This is a genomic window from Amycolatopsis sp. CFH S0740, assembly GCF_004522315.1.
In the GTDB taxonomy this organism is placed as follows: Bacteria; Actinomycetota; Actinomycetes; order Mycobacteriales; family Pseudonocardiaceae; genus Amycolatopsis; species Amycolatopsis nivea.
Window position 1 is genome coordinate 188,053 of record NZ_SDLS01000008.1, and the last position, 21,290, is coordinate 209,342.

Annotated in this window: 21 protein-coding genes; 13 read left to right on the forward strand and 8 right to left on the reverse strand. The window is 69.8% G+C overall.

From position 1 onward, the window contains the following. Nucleotides 1–46 precede the first annotated feature (46 nt). The 4 genes from EIZ45_RS16500 (at nucleotide 47) to EIZ45_RS16515 (ending at nucleotide 3,005) form a co-directional block, all read left to right on the forward strand. Entirely contained in the window at nucleotides 47–589 is a 543-nt protein-coding gene (locus EIZ45_RS16500; RefSeq protein WP_134663521.1) for a GNAT family N-acetyltransferase, read from the forward strand. Further along, complete coding sequence (locus tag EIZ45_RS16505; protein ID WP_134663522.1) at nucleotides 589–1,128, forward strand: GNAT family N-acetyltransferase; 540 nt, start codon at nucleotides 589–591, stop codon at nucleotides 1,126–1,128. The genes EIZ45_RS16500 and EIZ45_RS16505 overlap by 1 nt, the downstream gene beginning before the upstream one ends. A 101-nt stretch (nucleotides 1,129–1,229) precedes the next feature. Then, entirely contained in the window at nucleotides 1,230–2,309 is a 1,080-nt protein-coding gene (locus EIZ45_RS16510) for a DnaJ domain-containing protein (protein WP_134663523.1), read from the forward strand. Between the two features lie 39 nt (nucleotides 2,310–2,348). Beyond that, nucleotides 2,349–3,005, forward strand: coding sequence for a DUF998 domain-containing protein (locus EIZ45_RS16515; protein WP_134663524.1), 657 nt, complete (start codon nucleotides 2,349–2,351; stop codon nucleotides 3,003–3,005). Here EIZ45_RS16515 and EIZ45_RS16520 read toward each other — a convergent pair. From EIZ45_RS16520 to EIZ45_RS16530, 3 genes are all read right to left on the reverse strand, one after another. Further along, the gene (locus EIZ45_RS16520) at nucleotides 2,941–4,074 is read right to left on the reverse strand and encodes a glycosyltransferase 87 family protein (protein WP_240690660.1); all 1,134 of its coding nucleotides are present in this window, start codon (nucleotides 4,072–4,074) and stop codon (nucleotides 2,941–2,943) included. The two genes, EIZ45_RS16515 and EIZ45_RS16520, sit on opposite strands and share 65 nt — an antisense overlap. Before the next feature lie 102 nt (nucleotides 4,075–4,176). Further along, nucleotides 4,177–4,839, reverse strand: coding sequence for a response regulator transcription factor (locus EIZ45_RS16525; protein WP_134663525.1), 663 nt, complete (start codon nucleotides 4,837–4,839; stop codon nucleotides 4,177–4,179). Between the two features lie 9 nt (nucleotides 4,840–4,848). Continuing rightward, the gene (locus tag EIZ45_RS16530; RefSeq protein WP_134663526.1) at nucleotides 4,849–6,027 is read right to left on the reverse strand and encodes a sensor histidine kinase; all 1,179 of its coding nucleotides are present in this window, start codon (nucleotides 6,025–6,027) and stop codon (nucleotides 4,849–4,851) included. Nucleotides 6,028–6,167: 140 nt separating this feature from the next. Between EIZ45_RS16530 and fabG the strand changes: the two genes are divergently transcribed. From fabG to EIZ45_RS16565, 7 genes are all read left to right on the forward strand, one after another. Next, nucleotides 6,168–6,923, forward strand: a complete 756-nt coding sequence (gene fabG / locus EIZ45_RS16535; RefSeq protein ID WP_037814923.1) for a 3-oxoacyl-ACP reductase FabG — start codon at nucleotides 6,168–6,170, stop codon at nucleotides 6,921–6,923. Between the two features lie 5 nt (nucleotides 6,924–6,928). Beyond that, nucleotides 6,929–7,381, forward strand: coding sequence for a MaoC family dehydratase (locus EIZ45_RS16540; RefSeq protein ID WP_037814918.1), 453 nt, complete (start codon nucleotides 6,929–6,931; stop codon nucleotides 7,379–7,381). Between the two features lie 98 nt (nucleotides 7,382–7,479). Continuing rightward, nucleotides 7,480–8,505 carry a phosphotransferase family protein gene (locus EIZ45_RS16545; protein WP_134663527.1) on the forward strand — a complete coding sequence of 342 codons (1,026 nt, stop codon included), beginning with the start codon at nucleotides 7,480–7,482 and terminating at the stop codon, nucleotides 8,503–8,505. Then, on the forward strand, nucleotides 8,505–9,728 hold the full coding sequence (locus EIZ45_RS16550) for an acyl-CoA dehydrogenase family protein (protein WP_134663528.1): 1,224 nt from the start codon (nucleotides 8,505–8,507) through the stop codon (nucleotides 9,726–9,728). The genes EIZ45_RS16545 and EIZ45_RS16550 overlap by 1 nt, the downstream gene beginning before the upstream one ends. After that, a complete protein-coding gene (locus EIZ45_RS16555; protein ID WP_134663529.1) occupies nucleotides 9,725–10,903 on the forward strand; it encodes an acyl-CoA dehydrogenase family protein in 1,179 nt (392 codons plus the stop codon). Before EIZ45_RS16550 ends, EIZ45_RS16555 begins: the two co-directional genes overlap by 4 nt. After that, nucleotides 10,900–11,994 (forward strand): acyl-CoA dehydrogenase family protein, encoded by a 1,095-nt coding sequence (locus EIZ45_RS16560; protein ID WP_037814911.1) that lies wholly within the window; start codon nucleotides 10,900–10,902, stop codon nucleotides 11,992–11,994. Before EIZ45_RS16555 ends, EIZ45_RS16560 begins: the two co-directional genes overlap by 4 nt. A 69-nt stretch (nucleotides 11,995–12,063) precedes the next feature. Further along, nucleotides 12,064–12,615 (forward strand): GrpB family protein, encoded by a 552-nt coding sequence (locus EIZ45_RS16565; RefSeq protein WP_134663530.1) that lies wholly within the window; start codon nucleotides 12,064–12,066, stop codon nucleotides 12,613–12,615. 762 nt (nucleotides 12,616–13,377) lie between these two features. Here EIZ45_RS16565 and EIZ45_RS16570 read toward each other — a convergent pair. The 4 genes from EIZ45_RS16570 to EIZ45_RS16585 form a co-directional block, all read right to left on the reverse strand. After that, on the reverse strand, nucleotides 13,378–14,358 hold the full coding sequence (locus tag EIZ45_RS16570) for a chitinase (protein ID WP_205669957.1): 981 nt from the start codon (nucleotides 14,356–14,358) through the stop codon (nucleotides 13,378–13,380). A gap of 197 nt (nucleotides 14,359–14,555) precedes the next feature. After that, nucleotides 14,556–15,872 (reverse strand): MFS transporter, encoded by a 1,317-nt coding sequence (locus EIZ45_RS16575; protein ID WP_134663531.1) that lies wholly within the window; start codon nucleotides 15,870–15,872, stop codon nucleotides 14,556–14,558. A gap of 53 nt (nucleotides 15,873–15,925) precedes the next feature. Continuing rightward, nucleotides 15,926–16,699 carry an SDR family oxidoreductase gene (locus EIZ45_RS16580; protein WP_037814906.1) on the reverse strand — a complete coding sequence of 258 codons (774 nt, stop codon included), beginning with the start codon at nucleotides 16,697–16,699 and terminating at the stop codon, nucleotides 15,926–15,928. Continuing rightward, complete coding sequence (locus EIZ45_RS16585; RefSeq protein ID WP_106961427.1) at nucleotides 16,696–17,448, reverse strand: SDR family oxidoreductase; 753 nt, start codon at nucleotides 17,446–17,448, stop codon at nucleotides 16,696–16,698. Before EIZ45_RS16585 ends, EIZ45_RS16580 begins: the two co-directional genes overlap by 4 nt. A gap of 428 nt (nucleotides 17,449–17,876) precedes the next feature. Here EIZ45_RS16585 and EIZ45_RS16590 point away from each other — a divergent pair, with 428 nt between their 5' ends. Both EIZ45_RS16590 and EIZ45_RS16595 read left to right on the forward strand, forming a co-directional pair. After that, nucleotides 17,877–18,911, forward strand: a complete 1,035-nt coding sequence (locus EIZ45_RS16590; protein WP_134663532.1) for a triacylglycerol lipase — start codon at nucleotides 17,877–17,879, stop codon at nucleotides 18,909–18,911. Nucleotides 18,912–18,963: 52 nt separating this feature from the next. Beyond that, nucleotides 18,964–20,514, forward strand: a complete 1,551-nt coding sequence (locus tag EIZ45_RS16595; protein ID WP_134663533.1) for an acyl-CoA synthetase — start codon at nucleotides 18,964–18,966, stop codon at nucleotides 20,512–20,514. Nucleotides 20,515–20,523: 9 nt separating this feature from the next. Here the strand turns inward: EIZ45_RS16595 and EIZ45_RS16600 are convergent, their stop codons facing one another. Further along, the gene (locus tag EIZ45_RS16600; protein ID WP_134663534.1) at nucleotides 20,524–21,156 is read right to left on the reverse strand and encodes a QsdR family transcriptional regulator; all 633 of its coding nucleotides are present in this window, start codon (nucleotides 21,154–21,156) and stop codon (nucleotides 20,524–20,526) included. Nucleotides 21,157–21,290 lie beyond the last annotated feature (134 nt).

The window sequence follows — 21,290 nt, forward strand, 5'->3', positions numbered from 1 at the left end:
TGCCAGACTGCTTCCCGTCGTCCGCCGACCCGGGAGCGTTCGCCTGATGTCCCAACCGATCTTGCACACCGAACGCCTCCGCCTGGTCCCGTTGTCCGCCGGACATCTCGAGCACCTGGTCGAACTCTCCGCCGACCCCGAGGTGATGCGCTTCCTGGCCGGTGTGCAGACCCCTGAGCAGTCAGCGGACGAGCTTCGGCGAACCCTCGCGTACGCCGAGGGCGGGATCGGTTGCTGGACCGGCTTCATCGACGGCGCTTTCGCCGGTTTCTGGTCGCTGCGTCCCGGCGAAACCGCGGGAGAGGCCGAATTGGGATACCGGATGCTTCGCGGGTACTGGCGCAAGGGACTCGGCAAGGAAGGGGCACGGGAGATGCTCCGGCACGGGTTCCGCGACGTCGGGCTCGACCGGATCTACGCCCGGACAGCGGTGCTCAACAAAGCCTCCCAGGCGACGATGGCCTCGATCGGGCTCCGGCACCTCCGCGACTTCATCGGCGACCCGAAGTACTTCGCGCCGGGCGAGGACCGGCACGCGGTCGAGTACGCCGTCGGCCGCGAAGAGTGGCTGGCTAGCGAGTTCGCCTGATGTCCCAACCGGTCCTGCGCACCGAACGCCTCCGGCTGGTCCCGTTGTCCGCCGGAGATCTCGAGCACGAGGTCGAGATGTCCGCCGACCCGGAAGTCATGCGCTACCTGGGCGGCGTGCGGACCCGGGAACAGTCGGCCGAAGCGCTTCGGAGACTGCTCGCGGGCACCCAGCCGGGGCTCGGTTGCTGGGCCGGGTTCCTCGAAGCCGAGTTCGCCGGTTACTGGGCCTTACGCCCCGCCGAAGCCCCGAAAGACGCCGAATTGGGATACCGGCTGCTCCGCAAGCACTGGCGCAAAGGACTCGCCAAGGAAGGCTCGCTCGAACTGCTCCGGTACGGCTTCCGCGAGGTCGGCCTGGACCGGATCTTCGCCGGGACCGCAGCGGGCAACAAGGCCTCCCTGGCGACCATGGCGTCGATCGGGCTCCGCCACATCCGCGACTTCGTCTCCGACGATCCCGACTACTTCGCGCCAGGCGACGACCGGCACGCCGTCGAGTACGCGCTCACCCGCGACGAGTGGCTGGCCCGCACCTAGCGGAAACACGTTCACCCCGGCGCGCCGCGGAGGCGGATGGCACGCCGCCCCGGCGACCCCATATCGTTGCGCAGCAGCCGTCCGGAGGTGGAACCCGAACCGTGCCCGACTACTACGCGGTACTCGGCGTGGGGAAAACCGCGTCCCCCACGGAGATCAAGGCCGCCTACCGCAGGCTGGCCAAGACGCTGCACCCGGACGCGGGCGGCACGGTCGGCACCTTCCAGCTGTTGCGCGAGGCCTACGACACCCTCGCCGACCCCAGCGAACGCGCCCGCTACGACGCCGGCGTCCCGGCCGCCTCGGTGCCCAAACCGCGGCCGCGGCGGCGGTTCGGCGAGCAGCCCGGCTACCGCCCGGAGGCGCCGGAGATCGATCCGGAAACCCTGGAGTGGTGGTCGTTCGCCGCGGCCGACCCGCGGATGCGGCACGGGCGGCGGCGCGGGCCGGGGCACACGCCGGTCGTCGCGGCCGTTGCCGGCACGGTGCTGGTGCTGTTGCCGCTGCTCGCCGGGATCGACTTCACGCCGCCGGTGCTGATCGTCTGGCTCGCGCTCACCGCGGGCACCGCGCTGCTCGTGCACCGGCTCGCCCGCGGTTTCCTTTCCGCGCGCCGCGCCCGGCACGAGTTCGCGGAGGAATTCGGCGGCAGCGCGGTGTTCGGCGCCCCCGGCGCCGAGGCCGACGAGCTGGCCGAACAGCTCACCGCCGACCTGCTGGAGCGCTATCTGACCCGGCTGCCCGGCGCGCGCATCTTCCACGGTCTCGCGTGGCCCGGTTCGGTGTTCGCCGACGTCGACCACGCGGTGCTGTGCGGGAAACGCCTGGTGCTGGTCGAATCGAAGCTCTGGCTGCCCGGGCACTACGAAACCGCCGAGGACGGACGGCTGCTGCGCAACGGGCGCCCGTTCCGCGGCGGCGGCAGCCAGCTGGAAGAAAGCCTGGAGCGCTACCGCGAACTGCTGCCCGGCGTCGCGCTGCGCGGCGCGATGATCGTGTACCCGAGCCGCGACGGCGAGGTCACCACCGCCGAACCGGACGGCGAACCCGGCCCGCCGATGACGCCGGAGCAGTTCCTGCACGAGATCGGCGGCTGGCTGTCCGCCGAACCGTCCACTGTGGACCACAACGCGCTGCGCACGGTGCGCGCGCAGGTCACCGGATCCGGCCGGGCGGCCTGATTCACCCGGGACATATCCGGCATGTGTCACTGTGAGTGCATGACAACCGTGCGCGCCGACCGCCGCCCCGTCCTGCTCGCGCTGGCCGGGATCGCCGCGCTGGCTCTCGGCGCCGTGCTGATGCTGCTGTTGCAACTGGTGCCGCCGACCGACGAGATCAGCGCGACCTGGCGGACCATCAGCGAGTACGGGCGGTCGGACCACAAATGGGTGTTCGACCTGGCAATCGTGCTGGTCGCGGCCGGTTCGGCGGTCGCGTTCGCCGTGCTGCGACTGCAAGGAAGGCTGCCGGTCCTCGCGGCCGTGCTCGGAGCGTTCTGGACAGCCGGGCTGCTGGTGATCATCGCGTTCCCGAAGACCGACTGGGCCAACGCGGCCGCGACCGGCGCGGGCGGCACGCTGCACCGGATCGCCAGTGTCGTCGCCTTCGTCTGCCTTCCGCTCGCGGTACTCGTCTCGGCGCGCGCAGCTTTTCCGGACTCGCCGCGCCGCCGGTTCCTCGCCCGCGCGCTCGCCGTCGCGTCGCTCGCCTGGTTCGCGGTGATCCTCGGCGCGGTCGCCGTCGCCGCGCTGACCGACCAGCGCTGGTGGCTGCTCATCCCGCTCGGCCTCGTCGAACGCGGGATGGCGCTCACCGAACTTGTCGCACTGGCCGCACTTGCCGCCCCGACCGTCGGGTCAGCAGCCGGACGCTGAGGACCGCGCCGACAGCCAACGCGCTCAGCACATAGGCGTTGCCCAGCACCATCTCGACCGGGTTCCAGGACAGCTCCCGGTGCCCGCCTTCGGGAACCACAGCCAGCGCGATCCCGCTGAAAACCGCTCCGGCGCAGATCAGCCCGGCCCGTTTGCCCGACAGAAAACCGACCAGCGGCACCGCCCAAATCCAGTGGTGCGTCCAGGAAAGCGGGCTCACCAGCAACCCGCAGCCCGCCGTCACGAGCAGCGCGGCTCGCGGGTCGCCGCGCCGGTGGAACTCGCGGACCAGCAGCGCGCCCGCCAGCAGGCACACTGCGGCCGACGCCGCGTACCAGCCGAGCGAGGTCGCGCCGAACCTCGCGAACATGCCGTGCAGGGACTGGTCGAGGACCCAGTCGAGGGTTCCGGCGTTGCGGTTGTCCAGCATGGCCGAGGTCCAGTACCGGATCGAGTCGCCCGGCAGGAGCAGCGCTCCGGCGGCGCTCACTCCGAGGAAGGTCGCCAGCGCGCGCCACGCGTCGGCGCGGCGGCCGGTCAGGAGCAGGTACGGGACGAAGATCAGCGGGGTCAGCTTCACCGCCGCCGCGAGTCCGATCAACATTCCGCCGGATCTGCGGTTGCGGACCGGCAGCGCGTCCAGCACGACCATGGCCATCAGGACGCCGTTGATCTGGCCCAGCGAAATCATCCGCCACACGGGTTCCAGCACGGGCAGGAGACAGAGCGCCAGCAGCGGCCGTTCACGGGCGAACCGGCGCGACACCGACCACAGCGCGAGCACCGAGCCGACCGCGATCAGCAGCCACGCGAAGTGCGCCGGGAGCGCGGCCAGCGGCAGGAACAGCAACGCCGCGCTCGGCGGGTACGTGAAAGGCAACTCCAGCGCGGACTTCGGGTCGAGCGCGAGCAGGGGCTCGTAAAGCGGCTGTCCGCGCAGCACGGCCAGCGCACCGGCGCGGTACACCGCGCTGTCCACCCCGAGCGGTGCTCCGCCGAGCCAGCGGAAGACGGCGATCCCGGTCAACGCGGCAATCACCACGACGACAATGCTTTTCTCTTGGCGCACAAGGGAAAGCTAGGGAGACGAGTGCCCCGGAAGCGTCGGTCCGCGGAGCTGTCTTCGGCTGCTCCCCCGGTAGCGTCCCCGCCCGCGAGTGCTACCGGCGTATCACTGGCCCGGCACCACGAACTTCGCCTCGTAGGCCATGACCACGGCTTGTGCGCGGTCGCGGACCCCGAGCTTGCCCAGCACCCGGCTGACGTGCGTCTTGGCGGTCTGTTCCGCAATTACCAGCTGCGCGGCGATGTCCGCGTTGGACAGTCCGCGCGCGATCAGCCGCAGCACCTCGAGTTCGCGCGCGGTCAGCTCGGACAGCCTGCCGACGTCCTGGGTCGGCCGCCGCGTCCCGGCGAACCCTTCGATCACGCGGCGGGTCACTGCGGGCGCGAACAGCGCGTTGCCCGCCGCCACCATCCGGACCGCGACGACCAGATCGTCCAGCGGGGAGTCCTTCAGCAGGAAACCGCTGGCACCGGCGCTGAGCGCGCCGTAGACGTATTCGTCCGCGTCGAACGTGGTCAGCACGAGCACCCGCGGCCTGGCGTCCTCGCCGTCGCCGAGGATGAGCCGGGTGGCGGCGAGCCCGTCGAGGTCCGGCATCCGGATGTCCATCAGCACCAGGTCCGGGCGCAGCGCGCGGCACGCGGCCACCGCCTCGGTCCCGGTGGCCGCTTCGCCGACCACCTCGATGTCCGGCTGCGCGGCCAGCACCGCGCGAAAGCTCTGCCGGACCATGGTCTGGTCGTCGGCGATCACCACCGTCACCGCCATGGCTGTCCCCTAGTCCAGCGGAACGGTCACGACGACGGCGAATCCGCCGCCGTCCCTTCGCTCCGCGGAGAACGTACCGCCGAGCGCCGCCGCGCGTTCCCGCATCCCGAGCAGTCCGTGTTTCGCCCGCCCCGCGGTGTCCTCGGGAGCGCTCGCGACGGCACCGGTGTCCTGCACGACGAGCCGCAGCTCACCTGGTCCGACGTGCACGAACACCTCGACCGGTGCGCCGGGCGCGTGCCGCACCGCGTTGCTGAGCCCTTCCTGGACGATCCGGTACGCGGACAACCCGACGCCCTCGGGCAGCCCGCGGTAATCGCCGCGCAGCTCGAACCGCACGTCGGTGCCCGCCGCGCGGACCCGTTCCACCAGCTGTTCGATCTGCTCGGCCCCGGGCTGGGGCTCGATCTCCTGTCCGGCCTGCCCGGCGCGCAGCAGACCGAGCAGCCGGCGCATTTCGGTCATCCCGTTGCGGGCGGTGTCCTGGATCGACTGGAACTCCTCGCGCAGCCCGTCGTCGAGGCCGGGAAACCGGTAGCGCGCCGAGTCGGCGCGCATGGCCAGCACCGACATGTGGTGCGCGACCACGTCGTGCAGCTCGCGAGCGATCCGGGCGCGTTCCTCCAGCACCGCGCGACGGGTGGACTCCGCTTCCAGGTCGCGTTCGGCGCCGCGCAGCCGCGAAACCAGCCAGCCGAACGCCAGCGGCACCGCGAGCAGCACGGAGATCACGACCAGCTCGCCGCGCACGTTCGCCAGCAGGGCGCTGACCCCGGTGGAGATCAGCCAGACCCACGCCAGCACGCCCGGCCGGTGGTTGCGGCCGACCGCGGCGAGCACGGGGATCGCCGCGAACGCGAACCCCTCGCTCCACGGCCAGCCGAACCGGGCGTGGATCCCGTACAGCTGGTCCGCGCAGCCCACGAGGACGATCAGCACCCGCCAGGACCACAGCGGACGCACCAGCGTGAGGCCGACCGCGAACAGGGTCAGCGCGGCCGCCAGCACCCGCGCGCCCTCGGTCGCGCGGTCGGCGGGAAAGAACGCGAGCACCCCGGCGACGAGCGCCGCGAGCCCGGTCAGCACCTGGTGCGTCCGGCCGGGCGCGACCGCCGGACCGCCGCCGCCAGCGACCGCCTCCCCCAGCGCGCGTCCCGCCGCGACGAGGGGCGCGCTCGTGATCTTCATCGGCGGCGACCCTACCGGCCCGGACCGACAATTCCGGCCGCACGCGGCGAACCGCCCTTCCGAGGTCTCGCGAAATTCTCGTACTAAGCGTACGCTTAGCGCCGCTGCCGAACCGCTTTCTCGACGATGAGGAGATCCCCGTGACCGCTTCCCGTGTGGCCATCGTGACCGGCGCAGGCCGTGGCATCGGCGCCGCCGTCGCCCGCCGCCTCGCCTCCGACGGGTTCGCCGTCGGCCTGCTGGACCTCGACGAGGCCGGGGTCAAGCAGGGCGCCGAGGCGATCGTCGCCGACGGCGGCCGCGCGGTCGGCGTCGCGCTGGACGTCAGCGACGCCGAGCAGGTCGAGGCCGCGGTGACCCGCGTGGCCGAGGAGCTCGGCGCGCCGACCGTGCTGATCAACAACGCCGGCATCACCCGCGACAACCTGCTGTTCAAGATGACCGAACAGGACTGGGACTCGGTGCTCAACGTGCACCTGCGCGGCTCGTTCCTGATGACCCGCGCCGTGCAGAAGTACCAGACGCAGGAGAAGTGGGGCCGGATCGTCAACCTGTCCAGCACCTCGGCGCTGGGCAACCGCGGGCAGGTCAACTACTCCGCGGCCAAGGCCGGCATGCAGGGCTTCACCAAGACGCTGGCGATCGAGCTGGGCAAGTTCGGCGTCACCGCCAACGCGATCGCGCCCGGGTTCATCGCCACCGACATGACCGCGGCGACCGCCGAGCGCGTCGGCATGAGCTTCGAGGACTTCAAGGCCGCGGCCGCCTCGCAGATCCCGGTGCAGCGCGTCGGCACGCCCGAGGACATCGCGAACGTCGCGTCGTTCCTGGTCAGCGAGGGCGCGGGATTCGTGTCCGGCCAGGTCATCTACGTCGCCGGCGGACCGAAGGACTGATCCCGATGCGCGTGTTCTCCGATGTCGCCGAACTCGCCGAAGCAGTGGGCGGGCCCTTGGGCACGAGCGAATGGCACACCGTCTCCCAGGAGCAGGTGCAGCTGTTCGCCGACGCCACCGGCGACCACCAGTGGATCCACCTCGACGCCGAGAAGGCCGCTGCCGGCCCGTTCGGCACGACGATCGCGCACGGGTTCCTCACGCTGTCGCTGATCCCGGCGTTCCTGCCGGAGATCTACCGGGTCGAGGGCCTGAAGATGGGCATCAACTACGGCCTCAACAAGGTGCGGTTCCCGCAGCCGGTGAAGGTGGGCTCGCGGGTGCGCGGGACCGCCGAGCTGGTCGAGCTGACCGACGTGCCCGGCGGCAAGCAGGCCGTGGTGCGCTGGACCGTCGAAATCGAGGGCGAGGACAAACCCGCCTGCGTCGCCGAGATGGTTTCCCGGCTCATCCTCTGAGCCCCGCCCGCGCCCCGATGCGGCGTCCGGTGCGTCCCCCGCACCCGACGCGGCATGGGGGCGCAAGCCCCGACCTCGCACGAACTGGAGTCCTTCCGATGACCGAAACCGACCCGCCCGGCCTCGATCTGGCGAGGCTGCGCGCCCATCTCGACCGCGAGCGGCCCGGGCTCGTCTCCGGAGCCCTCACCGCGGAAGTGGTGCAGGGCGGGCGGTCCAATCTCACCTATCTCGTCTCCGACGGCACGCAGCGCTGGGTCGTGCGGCGTCCGCCGCTCGGCCACGTGCTGCCGACCGCGCACGACATGCGCCGCGAGTTCCGCGTGATGAGCGGTCTCGCCGGGACTCCGGTGCCGGTGCCGGAAACCGTTCTGCTGTGCGAGGACGCGGACGTGCTCGGCGCGCAGTTCTACGTGATGCAGTTCGTCGAGGGCACGCCGTACCGCACCGCGGAGGAGCTGGAGCAGCTCGGCCCGAAGCGGACGAGGGCGATCGCCGATTCGCTGGTGGACACGCTCGTCGACCTGCACGCGGTCGATCCGGAAGCGGTCGGGCTCGGCGATTTCGGCCGTCCGGAAGGCTTTCTGGAACGCCAGCTGCGCCGGTGGAAGAAGCAGCTCGACGGTTCGCGCAGCCGCGACCTGCCGGGCGCGGACCAGCTGCACGACCGGCTCGCCGCGGCGATCCCGGCATCCGGCCCGCCCGCGATCGTGCACGGCGACTACCGGCTGGACAACGTGCTCGTCGACGGCGACGACCGGATCACCGCGGTGCTGGACTGGGAAATGTCCACGCTCGGCGACCCGCTCACCGACCTCGGCCTGATGATCACCTACGCGCAGCGGGACCAGCTCTCGCTGCCGATGGTGTCCAACGCCAGCAGCGCGCCCGGTTATCCGGGCACCGACGAGACGATCGCCCGCTACGCGCAGCGGTCCGGCCGCGATCTGTCGGCGCTGGACTGGTACGTGAGCTTCGCGTTCTTCAAGCTCGCGGTGATCCTCGAGGGCATCTACTTCCGCTTCCAGCAAGGCAAAACCGTCGGCGAGGGCTTCGACCAGATCGGCGCCGCCGTCGCTCCCCTGATCGAGCAGGGCGCCAAGACGCTCAGCAAGGAGAACTGATGGACTTCGCGTTCGACGCCCGCACCGAGGAACTGCGCGGGCAGCTGCTCGAATTCATGGACTCGCACGTCTACCCCGCCGAGGCTGTTTTCCACGAGCAACTGGCCGCGCGCACCGACCCGTGGTCGCCGCCGCCGGTCGTCGACGAGCTGAAGGCCGAGGCGCGCAAACGCGGGCTGTGGAACTTCTTCCTGCCCGGCGACCACGGCGCGGGACTCACGAACCTGCAGTACGCGCCGCTGGCCGAGATCACCGGCCGCAGCCCGCACCTCGCGCCCGCCGCGGTCAACTGCGCCGCGCCGGACACCGGGAACATGGAAGTGCTGACCATGTTCGGCAGCGACCAGCAGAAGAAGCAGTGGCTGGAACCATTGCTGGCCGGGGAAATCCGCTCCGCGTTCGCGATGACCGAACCCGACGTGGCGTCCTCGGACGCGCGCAACATCGCGACCAGCATCCGGCGCGAGGGCGACGAATACGTCATCAACGGGCGCAAGTGGTACATCACCGGCGCGATGAACCCGAACTGCAAGATCTTCATCGTGATGGGCAAGACCGATCCGGACGCGCCCGCGCACCAGCAGCAGAGCATGATCCTGGTCCCGCGCGACACGCCGGGGCTGACCGTCGTGCGCGGCATGCAGGTGTTCGGCTACACCGACGGCGACCACGGCGGGCACGCCGAGGTGCTGTTCGAGGACGTGCGGGTGCCCTCGGAGAACCTGATCGCCGACGAGGGTTCCGGGTTCGCCATCGCGCAGGCCCGCCTCGGGCCGGGCCGCATCCACCACTGCATGCGCGCGATCGGCATGGCGGAACGCGCGCTGGAGGCGATGTGCCGCCGCACGCTGTCGCGCGAGACGTTCGGGCGTCCGATCGCCGATTCCGGCGTCGTGCAGGACTGGATCGCCGAGGCGCGCGTGCGGATCGAACAGCAGCGGCTGCTGGTGCTCAAGACCGCGTGGCTGATGGACACCGTCGGCAACCAGGGCGCGCACACCGAGATCCAGGCGATCAAGATCTCCACCCCGCTGACCGTCGAATGGATCCTGGACAAGGCGATCCAGGCGCACGGCGCGGGCGGCGTCTCGCAGGACTTCCCGCTGGCGGAGATCTGGGCCGGGGTGCGCACGCTGCGGCTCGCCGACGGTCCGGACGAGGTGCACAAGCGTTCGCTGGCGCGGCGCGAGCTGAAGAAGTACCGGACGGAGGCGGGCAAGTGACCGCCGAGGAGCTGCGGGCGCAGGTCGACGCGTTCCTCGCCGCGCACGATCCGGCTTCCTTGTCCACTGTGGAGTTCCTGCGGGCCCGGTTCGACGCCGGGCTCGCCTGGGTGCACTTCCCCGAAGGACTCGGCGGCCAGGGTGCTCCGCGTGCGCTGCAGGGCGAGGTCGAAGCCGCATTCGCCGCTGCCGGCGCACCGGACAACAACCCGCGCCGGATCCTCATCGGGCTCGGCATGGCCGCGCCTACCATTCTCGCGTTCGGCACCGAGGAGCAGAAGAAGCGCTACCTCCGTCCACTGTGGACCGGCGAGGAGGTCTGGTGCCAGCTGTTCAGCGAACCGGGCGCCGGCTCCGACCTCGCCGCGCTGGCCACGCGCGCGGTCCGCGACGGCGACGACTGGGTCGTGACCGGGCAGAAGGTGTGGACGTCCAGCGCGCATCTCGCGCAGTGGGCCATCCTCGTCACCCGCACCGACCCGGACGTGCCGAAACACCAGGGCATGACGTACTTCCTGTGCGATATGACGGCACCCGGCGTCGAGGTCCGGCCGCTGCGGCAGATCACCGGCGAGGCGGAGTTCAACGAGGTCTTCCTCACTGAGGTGCGGATCCCGGACGCGCAGCGGATCGGCGCGGTCGGCGAGGGCTGGAAGGTCGCGCAGACCACGCTGATGAACGAACGCGTCGCGATCGGCGGCACCGCGATGCCGCGCGAGGGCGGCATGATCGGGCTGGTCGCGAAGACGTGGCGGGACCGTCCGGAGCTGCGCACGCCGGAATTGCGCGACCGGCTCGTGCAGCACTGGGTCGAGGCGGAATCGCTGCGGCTGGCCGGAATGCGGCAGCGGCAGCAGCTCGCGGTGGGCGCGCCGGGTCCGGAAGGTTCGGCGATGAAGGTGGCGTTCGCCGAGCTGAACCAGCAGCTGTCCGGTTTGGAGCTGGAACTGCTCGGCGAAGAGGGCCTGCGCTACGAGGACTGGACGATGCGCCGTCCGGAACAGGTCGACTTCTTCGGCCGCGACGCCGGGTACCGGTACTTGCGCGCCAAGGGAAACTCGATCGAGGGCGGTACCTCGGAGGTGCTGCGGAACATCATCTCCGAACGCGTGCTGGGGCTGCCGTCCGAGCCGCGGGTGGACAAGGACGTCGCCTGGAAGGACCTGCCGCGATGAGCACGCCGGACCTGCTGTACTCGGATGTGGAAGAGGACCTGCGGTCGTCGGTGCGCGCGCTGCTGACCGACCGGGCCGGGCCGACGGCGCTGCTGGCGCGGGTCGAAACGGACACGCCGTACGACCTCGCGCTGTGGAAGACGCTGGCCGCCGATCTCGGTGCGGCCGGACTGATGGTGCCGGAATCCCTTGGCGGGCATGGCGCTTCGACGCGCGAGGTCGCGGTCGTGATGGAGGAGCTGGGCCGGAGTGTCGCTCCGGTGCCGTACCTGGGCAGTGCAGTGCTCGCGACGGCTGCCTTGCTCGCCGCGGGTTCGGACCTGCTCCCCCAGCTCGCTTCCGGCTCGGTGATCGGCGCTTTGGCGGTGCCTTTGTCGACCGCTCCGGGTGCTGCTTTCCCCTCTGCTGTTTCGTTTCTCGACGGAACCTTGTCCGGCCGGGTGTCCACAGTGGCCGATGCTTCGGTCGCCGATCTGCTGATCGTTCCGGCTGTTGGCCCTGATGGCCCTGGTCTTTACTCCGTGGACGCTTCCGCGGCGACCGTGACCGAGGCAGTGTCGTTGGATCTGACTCGCCGGGTCGCCGATGTGACTCTGAATTCCGTTGCCGCACAGACGATTTGCACCGGTTCCGCTGCTGCCGAGGCTTTGGACAGCGCCCTGACCACTGCGGCTGGGCTGCTGGCTTCGGAGCAGACCGGGATCACCGAGTGGGCGCTGACGGAGACTGTCACGTACCTGAAGGGGCGGTACCAATTCGGCCGTCCGGTCGGGGGTTTCCAGTCGCTGAAGCACCGGCTGGCGAATCTGTACACGGAACTGGTCAACGCGCGGGCCGCGGCTCGATACGCGGCGGATGCGCTGGCGACGGGGAACGACGTGCCGATCGCGGTGTCGGTGGCGCAGGCCAGGGTGTCGCCGATCGCGGTGCACGCGGCGGAGGAAGCGATCCAGCTGCACGGCGGGATCGGGATGACGTGGGAACATCCGGCGCATCTGTATCTGAAGCGGGCCAAGAGCGACCAGATCGCTTTCGGCACTCCCGGACGGCATCGGGCCCGGCTGGCTGATCTGGTGGATCTTCCCGCCTGACGGTTTTGTCGGTGGCCGGGGTTAACGTGATCGGCATGGACGAAACCCCGGCCTCCCTTGCGGCCCGGCATGGATGACCCGCCCCATGCTCCGGCCTGGGCCTACGAACGGCCCGAAATCCATCCCCCGGATCCGACGTGGGCTTCCCGGGGCACCAAGCTGTGCGCTGAGGTCGCGCGGCTGCTCGCGCCGTGGCTAGCTCCCGGGCGGGTGGAGCACGTCGGCTCGACAGCGGTGCCCGGCTTGGCAGCCAAACCGGTGCTCGACGTGATGGCCCCGATGCGGGACCTGTCCGCGGAGACGGTCTCGGCGGTAGTGCCGGTGCTTTCCGCTGAGGGCTGGTGTTTCGTGCCGCCGGAACTGGACGTCGCGGCACCGTGGCGACGGTTCTTCGTGCTGCCCGATGCGGCGGGACGGCGTCGGGTGGCGCATCTGCACCTGCTCCCGGAGGGACATCCACGGTGGCAGGCACAGCTCCGATTTCGGGACGCGCTGCGGGCGGATCCCGGGTTGGCCCAGGAGTACGCCGAGGTGAAGCGACGGCTGGCTGGGGAGGTGACGGATCGGGAGGTGTATACGGCGGGGAAGACGGAGTTCGTCCTCCGGGTTCTGGGCGGTTGAGGGCTGTGTGCTGCGGCTAGCGCCGAGTCTCGCTGTTCGAGACCGGTACGGTCGCGCCCCCACCGCGCGACCGTACCGACCTCTGCGCCGAGCTCCTCTGCGCCGAGCCTTCTGCGGTCGAGGGTGCTCCGGCGATCATCCCGCCGGGCCCTGCGCCCTCAGCGGCTCCTGCGAATCGCAGCCGCCGCACCGCGCTCACCCTGCCCGACCCTGCGCCCTCGGCAGCCCCCGCGAATCGCAGCCGCCGCACCATGCCACCGCGATCACCCCGCCCCAGCACCACCTGCGCAAAACCGCGGGCCGCCACATCGCGCGCGCACCGCCGCGCTCGACCCTGCGCCCTCCGCAGCCCCTAGGAATCGCAGCCGCCAGACGACACCGCTCCAGCAATCGCGGCGATCACCCCAAACCCTGCGCCCTCGGCAACCCCACCAATCGCAGTCACCAGACGGCACCACTCCAGCAACCGAGGCAATCGCCCCGGCCCGCCAACCTCTACGGGCTGCCGCGGCCCAGACCGGCCTCTTCGCACCGTTCCGTCCCGAGCCCATCCCGGACCCGCTGCGGCCGCAACCTCGGCTCAGCCCGACCTCTGTCCCCCTGCGCCAGAACTCAGCCCATCCAGTCCGCCCGGCCGAATGCGGCTCCCCCGGCATCGCCCGGCCGCTCCGAATCCCACCGAGTACCCCACCCAGTCGCAGAGCAGGTGGCGACGAGGCCGCACCCCTCGGAACGGCGGCCTCGTCACCGGCCTGGACCAGCTCAGCCGTGGTACCCGGCCACGATCTTCGTGAACGCGTACTTCGGCTGCGAGATTCCGCTGCACTCCCCGCCGCCCGAGCAGTCCCGGTTGGTGGCCCAGAAGGTGAACCGGCCGAGGTGGTGGCTGGAGGCGTAGTCGCGGATCGCGGTGAAGTCCGACACCGAGACGACCTCGCCGGGGTTGTCCGTCTTGCCGTTCATCGACGAGAGGCCCGCATGGCGGTACGCCGTGGCGCTGTCCCAGCCGAACGTCGACTTCAGCTGCCCCACGAGACCGTCCACCGCGGACTTCGTCTTGCCCGCCATGTCGCCGCCGCTGGAGAAGTCGAACGGCATCACCGACCACACGTCCACCGGCGCGCCGATCGCCTTCGCCTGCTTGATCAGCCGCTTGCCCCAGTCGTTCGGGCCGGACGTTTCGGTGCCGATCGTGATCACGACGCGCACGCCGGGGTTCTTCTGCTTGGTGATCTTGACCGCGTTCAGGATCCGGTCCTGCACTGTCGCGTTCTCGAACTCGTCGGTGTTCTCGATGTCGAGGTCGATCGCCTTCAGGCCGTACGCGTCGATCACCTTCTGGTACGCCCCCGCCAACGCCGAGGCCGACGAGCACTTCGCGCCGAGTTTTGTGCCGGACCAGCCGCCGAAGGACGGGATGACGTCGCCGCCCGCGTCGCGGATGGACTTGATCAGGGTTTTGTCCGAACCGGTCAGCGAACGGTCGCCGTCCCACTTCGGGTTGCACGAGCCGTCCGACAGCATGAACGCGAGCGTGAACGTCTTGATCCCGGTCGCGGACATCGCCGCCGACGCGCTGGTCTGCCCCGCCCACTGGTACAGGTACGGCGAGGCGAGCACCGGGTCCGGAGCGGCCGCCACCTGCGGAGCGGACGCGGGCGCGGCCGTGGCCACCCCGGCCGCGGTCGCGAGAGCCGCCCCTGCCGCCGCCGCGAGCGCGGCCAGCCGACGCACTGATTTCATCGTGTTCCTCCCACGAGCACCACGGAACACCTCCGGTTTGAGGCGGCGGGATCAACCCGGGAGGAGTGCACCCGGAAGGGTGCCGTCACACACTGGACTAGACCAAATCGGCGTGTCAAGAGCCGCAGCCCGAACGGCGCACCGGGCCGGAAACACCGCGCCCGGCCGGATTTCCCCCGGCCGGGTGGGGCCGAAAGTCAGGGGCGGCCGGCGGCGGTCCCCTCGCCGAGCCCGTCGGAGAAGTCGTGGTCGCGGGTCTCCGGCAGGGCCAGCACGCACAGGAAGCTGAGCACCCCGAGCACGACCAGCACCAGGGCGACCGGCACCGTCGAGCCGGTCGACGCCCACAGATCGGTCGAGATCAGCGGCACGATCCCGCCGCCGATCACGCCCGCGACGCTGTACGCGATCGAAGCGCCGGAATACCGGTACCGCACCCGGAACAGCTCCGGCAGGAACGCGCCCATCGGCCCGTACAGCATCGCGAAACACGCCAGGCCGCCGACGAACCCGAGCGTCAGCAGCACCGGGTTTCCCGTCTGCAGCAAGGCAAAGAGCGGAAACGCCCACACCACAACGGAAACCGCGGCCGCCGCGCTCAGCCGCCTGCGGCCCCATTGATCGGACTTCATCGCGAACACCAGCGTCGCCACGCCCATCACGGTGGCGGCGATGAGCAGGCTGATCAGGACAGTGGTGCGCGGGATGCCGAGCGTGGTCGTCGCCATCGAAAGACAGAATGTGGTGACAGTATAGAAAAGCGCGTGCGCGAGCACGAAAGACAACGTCGACAGCACCAGAACCCGCGGCTGTTTCCGCAGCAGTTCGAACAGTGGGACTTTCGCCTGTCCGGCTTTGTCCAACGCGGCCTGGAAAACCGGCGTCTCGGCGATCTTGATCCGGATGTAGAACCCGACCGCCAGCAGCACCGCGGAGAACAGGAACGGCAGCCGCCAGCCCCAGGACAGGAACTCGGCGGGCGGGAGCACCGCGTCCAGCAGCAGGAACAGCAGGTTGCCCAGCACGAATCCGATGGCCGGGCCGAGCTGCGGGAAAGCCGAGTACAGGCCGCGTTTGCCCGGCGGCGCGTACTCCGTTGACATCAGCACCGCGCCGCCCCATTCGCCGCCGAGGCCGATGCCCTGCACGAAGCGCAGCACCACCAGCAGGATCGGCGACCAGATGCCGAGCGTGCCGTAGTCCGGCACCAGCCCGACAGCCACTGTGGACAGTCCCATCACCAGCAAGGACGTGACCAGCATGGACTTGCGGCCGATCCGGTCGCCCCAGTGTCCGAAAAGGATCGCGCCGACCGGGCGCGCGACGAATCCCACCGCGAAGGTGCCGAGCGAGGCCAGCACCCCGGCGGTCGAGGAAAACGTCGGGAAAAAGACCTTCCCGAACACCAGCGCCGCCGCGGTCCCGTAGATGTAGAAATCGTAGAACTCGATGGCGGTGCCGATGAAACTGGCGGTGGCGATGCGCGACATGTCGGTGCGCGCGGGTGCGGTCATTCCGGCTCCCTGTTCTCCCCTGCGGCCCGGTGCCGCCCCGGGAGAATATCGGGTCACGCGTCGCCGGGCAGCTCCTCCATTTTCCGCTGCAGCTTGTTCATCCCGCCGAGCCAGCGGTCGGTTTCGGTGGCGCGCAAGGCATAGAAGTCCGCGACCTCGGCGTGCGGCAGCACCAGGAACCGGTTCTCGGCCATCGCGGCGAACAGCGCGTCGGCCACCTGCGGCGGGTCGATCGCGCTGGCGCCCATCAGCAGTTTGCCGCGTTCGCCGGTCTCTTCGAGCATCGCGGTGCGCACGCCCTGCGGGCAGATCGCCTGCACGGTGATGCCGCGGTGCCGGTAGGTGGCCGACAGCCATTCCGCGAACGCCAGCGCGCCGTGCTTGGTCACCGAATACGGAGCCGAGCCAAGGCTCGTGAGCACGCCCGCCGCGGACACCGTCGCGACGAACCGCCCCTCGCCGCGCTCCAGCCACGCCGGCAGCAGCAGCCGGGCCGCACGGACGTGTGCCATCACGTTCACGTCCCACGCCAGCGACCACGCGTCTTCGTCCGCGTGGGCGTCGCCGAACGGCGCGACCCCGGCGTTGGCGCAGAAAACGTCGATCTCACCGAGCGTTTCGCGGGCGGTGTCGATCAGGTCGGCGACCCCGGATTCGCTGGCGACGTCACCGGCGAACGACGTGCCGCCCACCTCGGCCGCGACCTCGGCGGCACGGTCCCCGTCGAGGTCCGCGACCACGATGCGAGCCCCGTCCGCCGCGAACCGCCGCGCCAGTGCCGCCCCGATCCCGCCACCACCGCCGGTGATGACGACTCCGGCGCTCACAGACCGCCGCCGAGCGTCACGCCGCCGTCGAGCACGACCGTCTGCCCGGTCATCCAGCCCGCCTCGCCGGACAGCAGGAACGCCACCGCGCCCGCGATGTCCTCCGGCACCCCGAGCCGCTTCATCGGATAGGCCGCGGCGACTTCTTCCTCGCGCCCCTCGTACAGCGCTGTCGCGAACTGCGTCTTGACCACCGCCGGAGCCACCGCGTTGACCCTGATCTTCGGACCGAGTTCCGCGCCGAGTTCCTGGGTGAGCCGGATCAGCGCGGCCTTGCTGACGCCGTACATGCCGATGCCCGGCGAGGTGCGGATGCCCGCGATCGAGGCGACGTTGACCACCGCGCCGCCGTGCTCGCCCATCCACGCGTCCCGCGCGACGCGGATCCACGACAGCGGCGCCACGACGTTCACCGCGAAGATCTTGCTCGCGGCGGCCGGGTCGACGTCCAGCGTGGGCCCGTAGACCGGATTGATGCCGGTGTTGTTGACCAGCATGTCGAGACTGCCGAATTTCTCGACCGCGGCGGCGACCGCCTCCTGCTGATGCGCGGCGTCGTCGGCCTTGCCGGGCACCGCGATCGCGACCTCGGGCCCGCCGAGCTTCTCGACGGCCTCCGCGAGCGGCTCCGGCTTGCGCGCGGTAATGCACACCTTCGCCCCGCGCTCGACCAGCCCCTGCGCGATAGCCAGCCCGATCCCCCGGCTGGCCCCGGTGACCAGGGCAACGCGATCCTTGAACGACTCCACCACACCGTCTCCTTGTCCGCCGCTGGACAGCCACCGCTAAGCGACCGCTTAGTCGCAGGATAACGGCGAGGCTCGCTTACGCAACCCTGGACCGTCGCCTCGGCCGTCACAACGCGGTGGGTCACTGCCGTCCGGACCCTGCGTATTCACCAAAGCGCGCCAGGATCGGCCCGTCGAGCTCGGCCGCGAATCCTGCGCAGAGGTTGCTGCGGACGCTCGGCAGGACCACCTGTCCCGGTCGGCGGAAATCACCGGGCACTGCGGAATCCGAGGAACGCCGCGCACACACCCCTGATCGAGGTCCGGCGCGTGTTGACCGCCTCGGGAGCAAGTGGTACACATCATGCGACATTTACGCAAGATGTCGCACACCGAGAAAGCAGGATGCAATGTCGCAGTCTGTGTTTGCCAGGTTCGGAGCTCGGCGGATGGCGCCGCTCGCTGTCGTTCTCGCTGCGGCTCTGGCGTTTTCGGTTCCCGGGCACGCAACCGCGGCTGGACAGGGCGGTTACGCACCGGTGGATCAGCCCGGTCCGGCCTTGACGGTTCCCGAGTCGACGGTGGACGACGCGCTCTCCTGTTCTCCGTCAGTGCGCGGGGCGAAGCAGGATCCGGTGTTGCTGATCCCGGGGACAGCGAGCAACCCGGAGTCGGTGTTCGGCTGGAATTTCCTGCCGGCGTTCAAGGCGGAAGGCGTTCCGTACTGTGCCGTCACATTGCCGAAGGACGCGGACGGCGACATCCAGACCGCTGCGGAGTACGCGGTGCGCGCGATCCGGGTGATGCACGCGGAATCCGGGCGGAAGGTACAGATCCTGGGGTGGAGCCAGGGGGCGGGTCCGGTGCCGCGGTGGGCTCTGCGGTGGTGGCCGGACGTGCGCCCGATGGTCAACGGGCTCATCGCCATCGATCCGCCCAACCACGGTTCGATCGTGGCCAACGCTCTGGGATGCGGACTGGTCAACGCCCTCTGCCCGCCCGCGGTGTGGCAGCAGAGAGTGGGCTCGAAGTTCTTGGACGCGTTGAACTCCGGTGCGATGACGTTTCCGGAAGTGCAGTACACGGTGATCTACACCCGGATCGACACCATCAACGAGCCCAACATCGCCGGGCAGGCGTCGATGCTGCCGGCCGCGCCGAACGTCCGGAACATCGCGCTTCAGGATGTGTGTCTCAGCGCCGCCGTGCTGGGAGCTGATCACGGGCAGACTTTGGGTTCAGCGGTGACCTATCAGCTCGTGGAAGACGCGTTGCGGCATCCGGACGAGCCGGCGAATCCGAGCCGGGTCGACCGGAAGATCTGTTCGCAATTGGGGCAGCCGTATTCGAATCCGATCGCGCAGGTTTCGGGGATCACGAACCTGTATGCGAACGGAGTCGTCGTGAACCTTCCGCGCGACGCGGTCGACGCCGAACCGCCACTGCGCTGCTACGTCTATCCGCGGGGGTGCGGCGCGAACTGAATCATCCGGGTGGCAGGAACGACGTCAAACGAGAAATCGAGAGGGACGGCGAATGTACCCAGGCGCATACACCGCGCGATTTCCGGACAAACCCGCAGTGCTGATCGCGGGCGAAGACCAGACCGAGGAAGAAGTCCTGTCCTATCGGGAACTCGAGGACCGCTCGTTGTCGCTGGCCAGGTTCCTGCACGAGGCGGGGCTGCGGCCAGGCGATCATATCGCGCTGTTGAGCGACAATTCTCCGCGCGCGTTCGAGGTGTACTGGGCGGCGATGCGATCCGGCCTGTACCTGACGGCGATCAATTCGCATTTGACTGCCGAGGAGGCGGCATACATCGTCGAGGACTGCGGCGCGCAGGCGTTGGTCGTCTCGGCGGTGCTGCGCGATCTCGCCGAGGAGTTGGCAGATCAGACCCCGGGGGTGCGGATCCGGTTGGCGTTCGGCGGGCCGGTGCACGGACACGGTTCCTATGCCGACGCCCTTGCCACGACCCCGGCGGTACCGCTGTCCGCGCAGCCGCGGGGCGCGGACATGCTGTATTCGTCGGGCACCACCGGGAAACCGAAGGGAATCAAACCGCCGCTTCCGGACCGTCAGGTGCACGAGCCTGGCGACCCGTACGTCGCCGCGTTCGGCGGCCGGTACGGGTTCGACGCGGACACGGTTTATTTGTCGCCAGCACCGATCTATCACGCAGCGCCGTTGCGATTCGGCGGAGCGGTGCACGCGTTGGGCGGCACCGTCGTGCTGATGCGGCGGTTCGAACCGGAGCAGGCGCTCGCCGCGATCGAGCGGCATTGGGTGACGCACAGCCAGTGGGTGCCGACAATGTTCGTGCGGATGCTGAAGCTGAGTCCAACCGTCCGGCGGCGTTACGACCACTCCAGCATGAAGGTCGCCGTGCACGCCGCGGCACCCTGCCCGGCGGACGTCAAGCAGCGGATGATCGACTGGTGGGGCCCGATCATCGAGGAGTACTACGCGTCCACCGAGGGCAACGGGGTGACACTCATCGGCAGCGAGGAATGGCTGCGCAAACCGGGTTCGGTCGGCCGCGCGGCGGTGGGCGTCGTGCGGATCTGCGCCGACGACGGAGCGGAGCTGCCTGCCGGCGAGGTGGGGACTGTCTACTTCGAACGGGACGAACCGCCGTTCGAATACCACAACAATCCGAGGGCTTCGGCCCGCGCCCGCCATCCGCGGCACGCCACGTGGAGCACCACCGGCGATCTCGGCTATCTGGACGAGGACGGCTATCTGTTCCTGACTGACCGCAAGGCTTTCATGATCATCTCCGGTGGCGTCAACATCTACCCGCAGGACGTGGAGGACGCGCTCGCACTGCACCCGAAAGTCGTCGACGTCGCGGTGTTCGGAATTCCGGACCCCGAGATGGGCGAATCAGTGGTGGCCGTCGTACAGCCCGCGCAGGGTTCTTCGCCGGGAGCTGAACTCGCCGAGGAACTGCGCGGCTTCCTGCGTGACCGGATCGCGCACTACAAAGTGCCGCGCCGGGTGGAATTCACTGCGGAGCTGCCGCGTACGCCCAGCGGCAAACTGCTCAAACTGGCAGTCCGCGACCGTTACCTGTCCCGCGCCTGAGGGCCCGTATTAGCGCAACAGCGTCCCGAACACCAGGCGCAACGCGTCGAGGTCCGAAGACCGGCCGGTCAGGTACTCGATGTGCGCGTAGGACTCGATGACCCGCACGATCACGAACGCGAACTCGTCCAACGGCAGATCAGCCGCCAGCGCTCCGGTGTCATGCTGCTCGGCGAGGAACTCGCGGACGACCTCCAGCACCCGAGGCTGGAAACCCTGTTCCGGGACCGTCGTCAGGCGCAGCGCCAGGTCCGCTTCCTCGCGCATGAAATGCTGGCACCCTGGATTGCTCAGCCAGTCGTCCACGAACCCGACCAAGGCCTCCACCAGCCAGTTCGCCGACTCAGCCCGCGCGCGTCGCCGGTTGGCACGCAACGACTCCTCGGCAAGCGACCACAGCACCTCCACCAGCAGCTGCTGGCGGCCGCCCACCCAGCGGTACAGCGTCGCGCGGTTCACCCCGAGCGTCTCCGCGAGCAGATTCATGTCCACCCGGCGGCCTTCCAGGAACATCTCGCGGGCCAGCCGGAACACGTCCAGCGCCCCTACCCGCGGATCTGGGCCCTGCCGCAATTCTCGCTGCAACGGCAGCTCCCGGTTGCCCGAGGTGCCGGAGGACGGGGGACGTGACGTGCCGGCCATGAACCTTGACAGCCCCTCTCGACGAACCAGGCAGTGCGACAGATTTCAAAGGTGTCTCACCGCGAGTCGCACGACCCCGCTCGGGGTTTCCTCGCAACGATATCTCACAACGTCGCACCACTGCGGGGTGGACG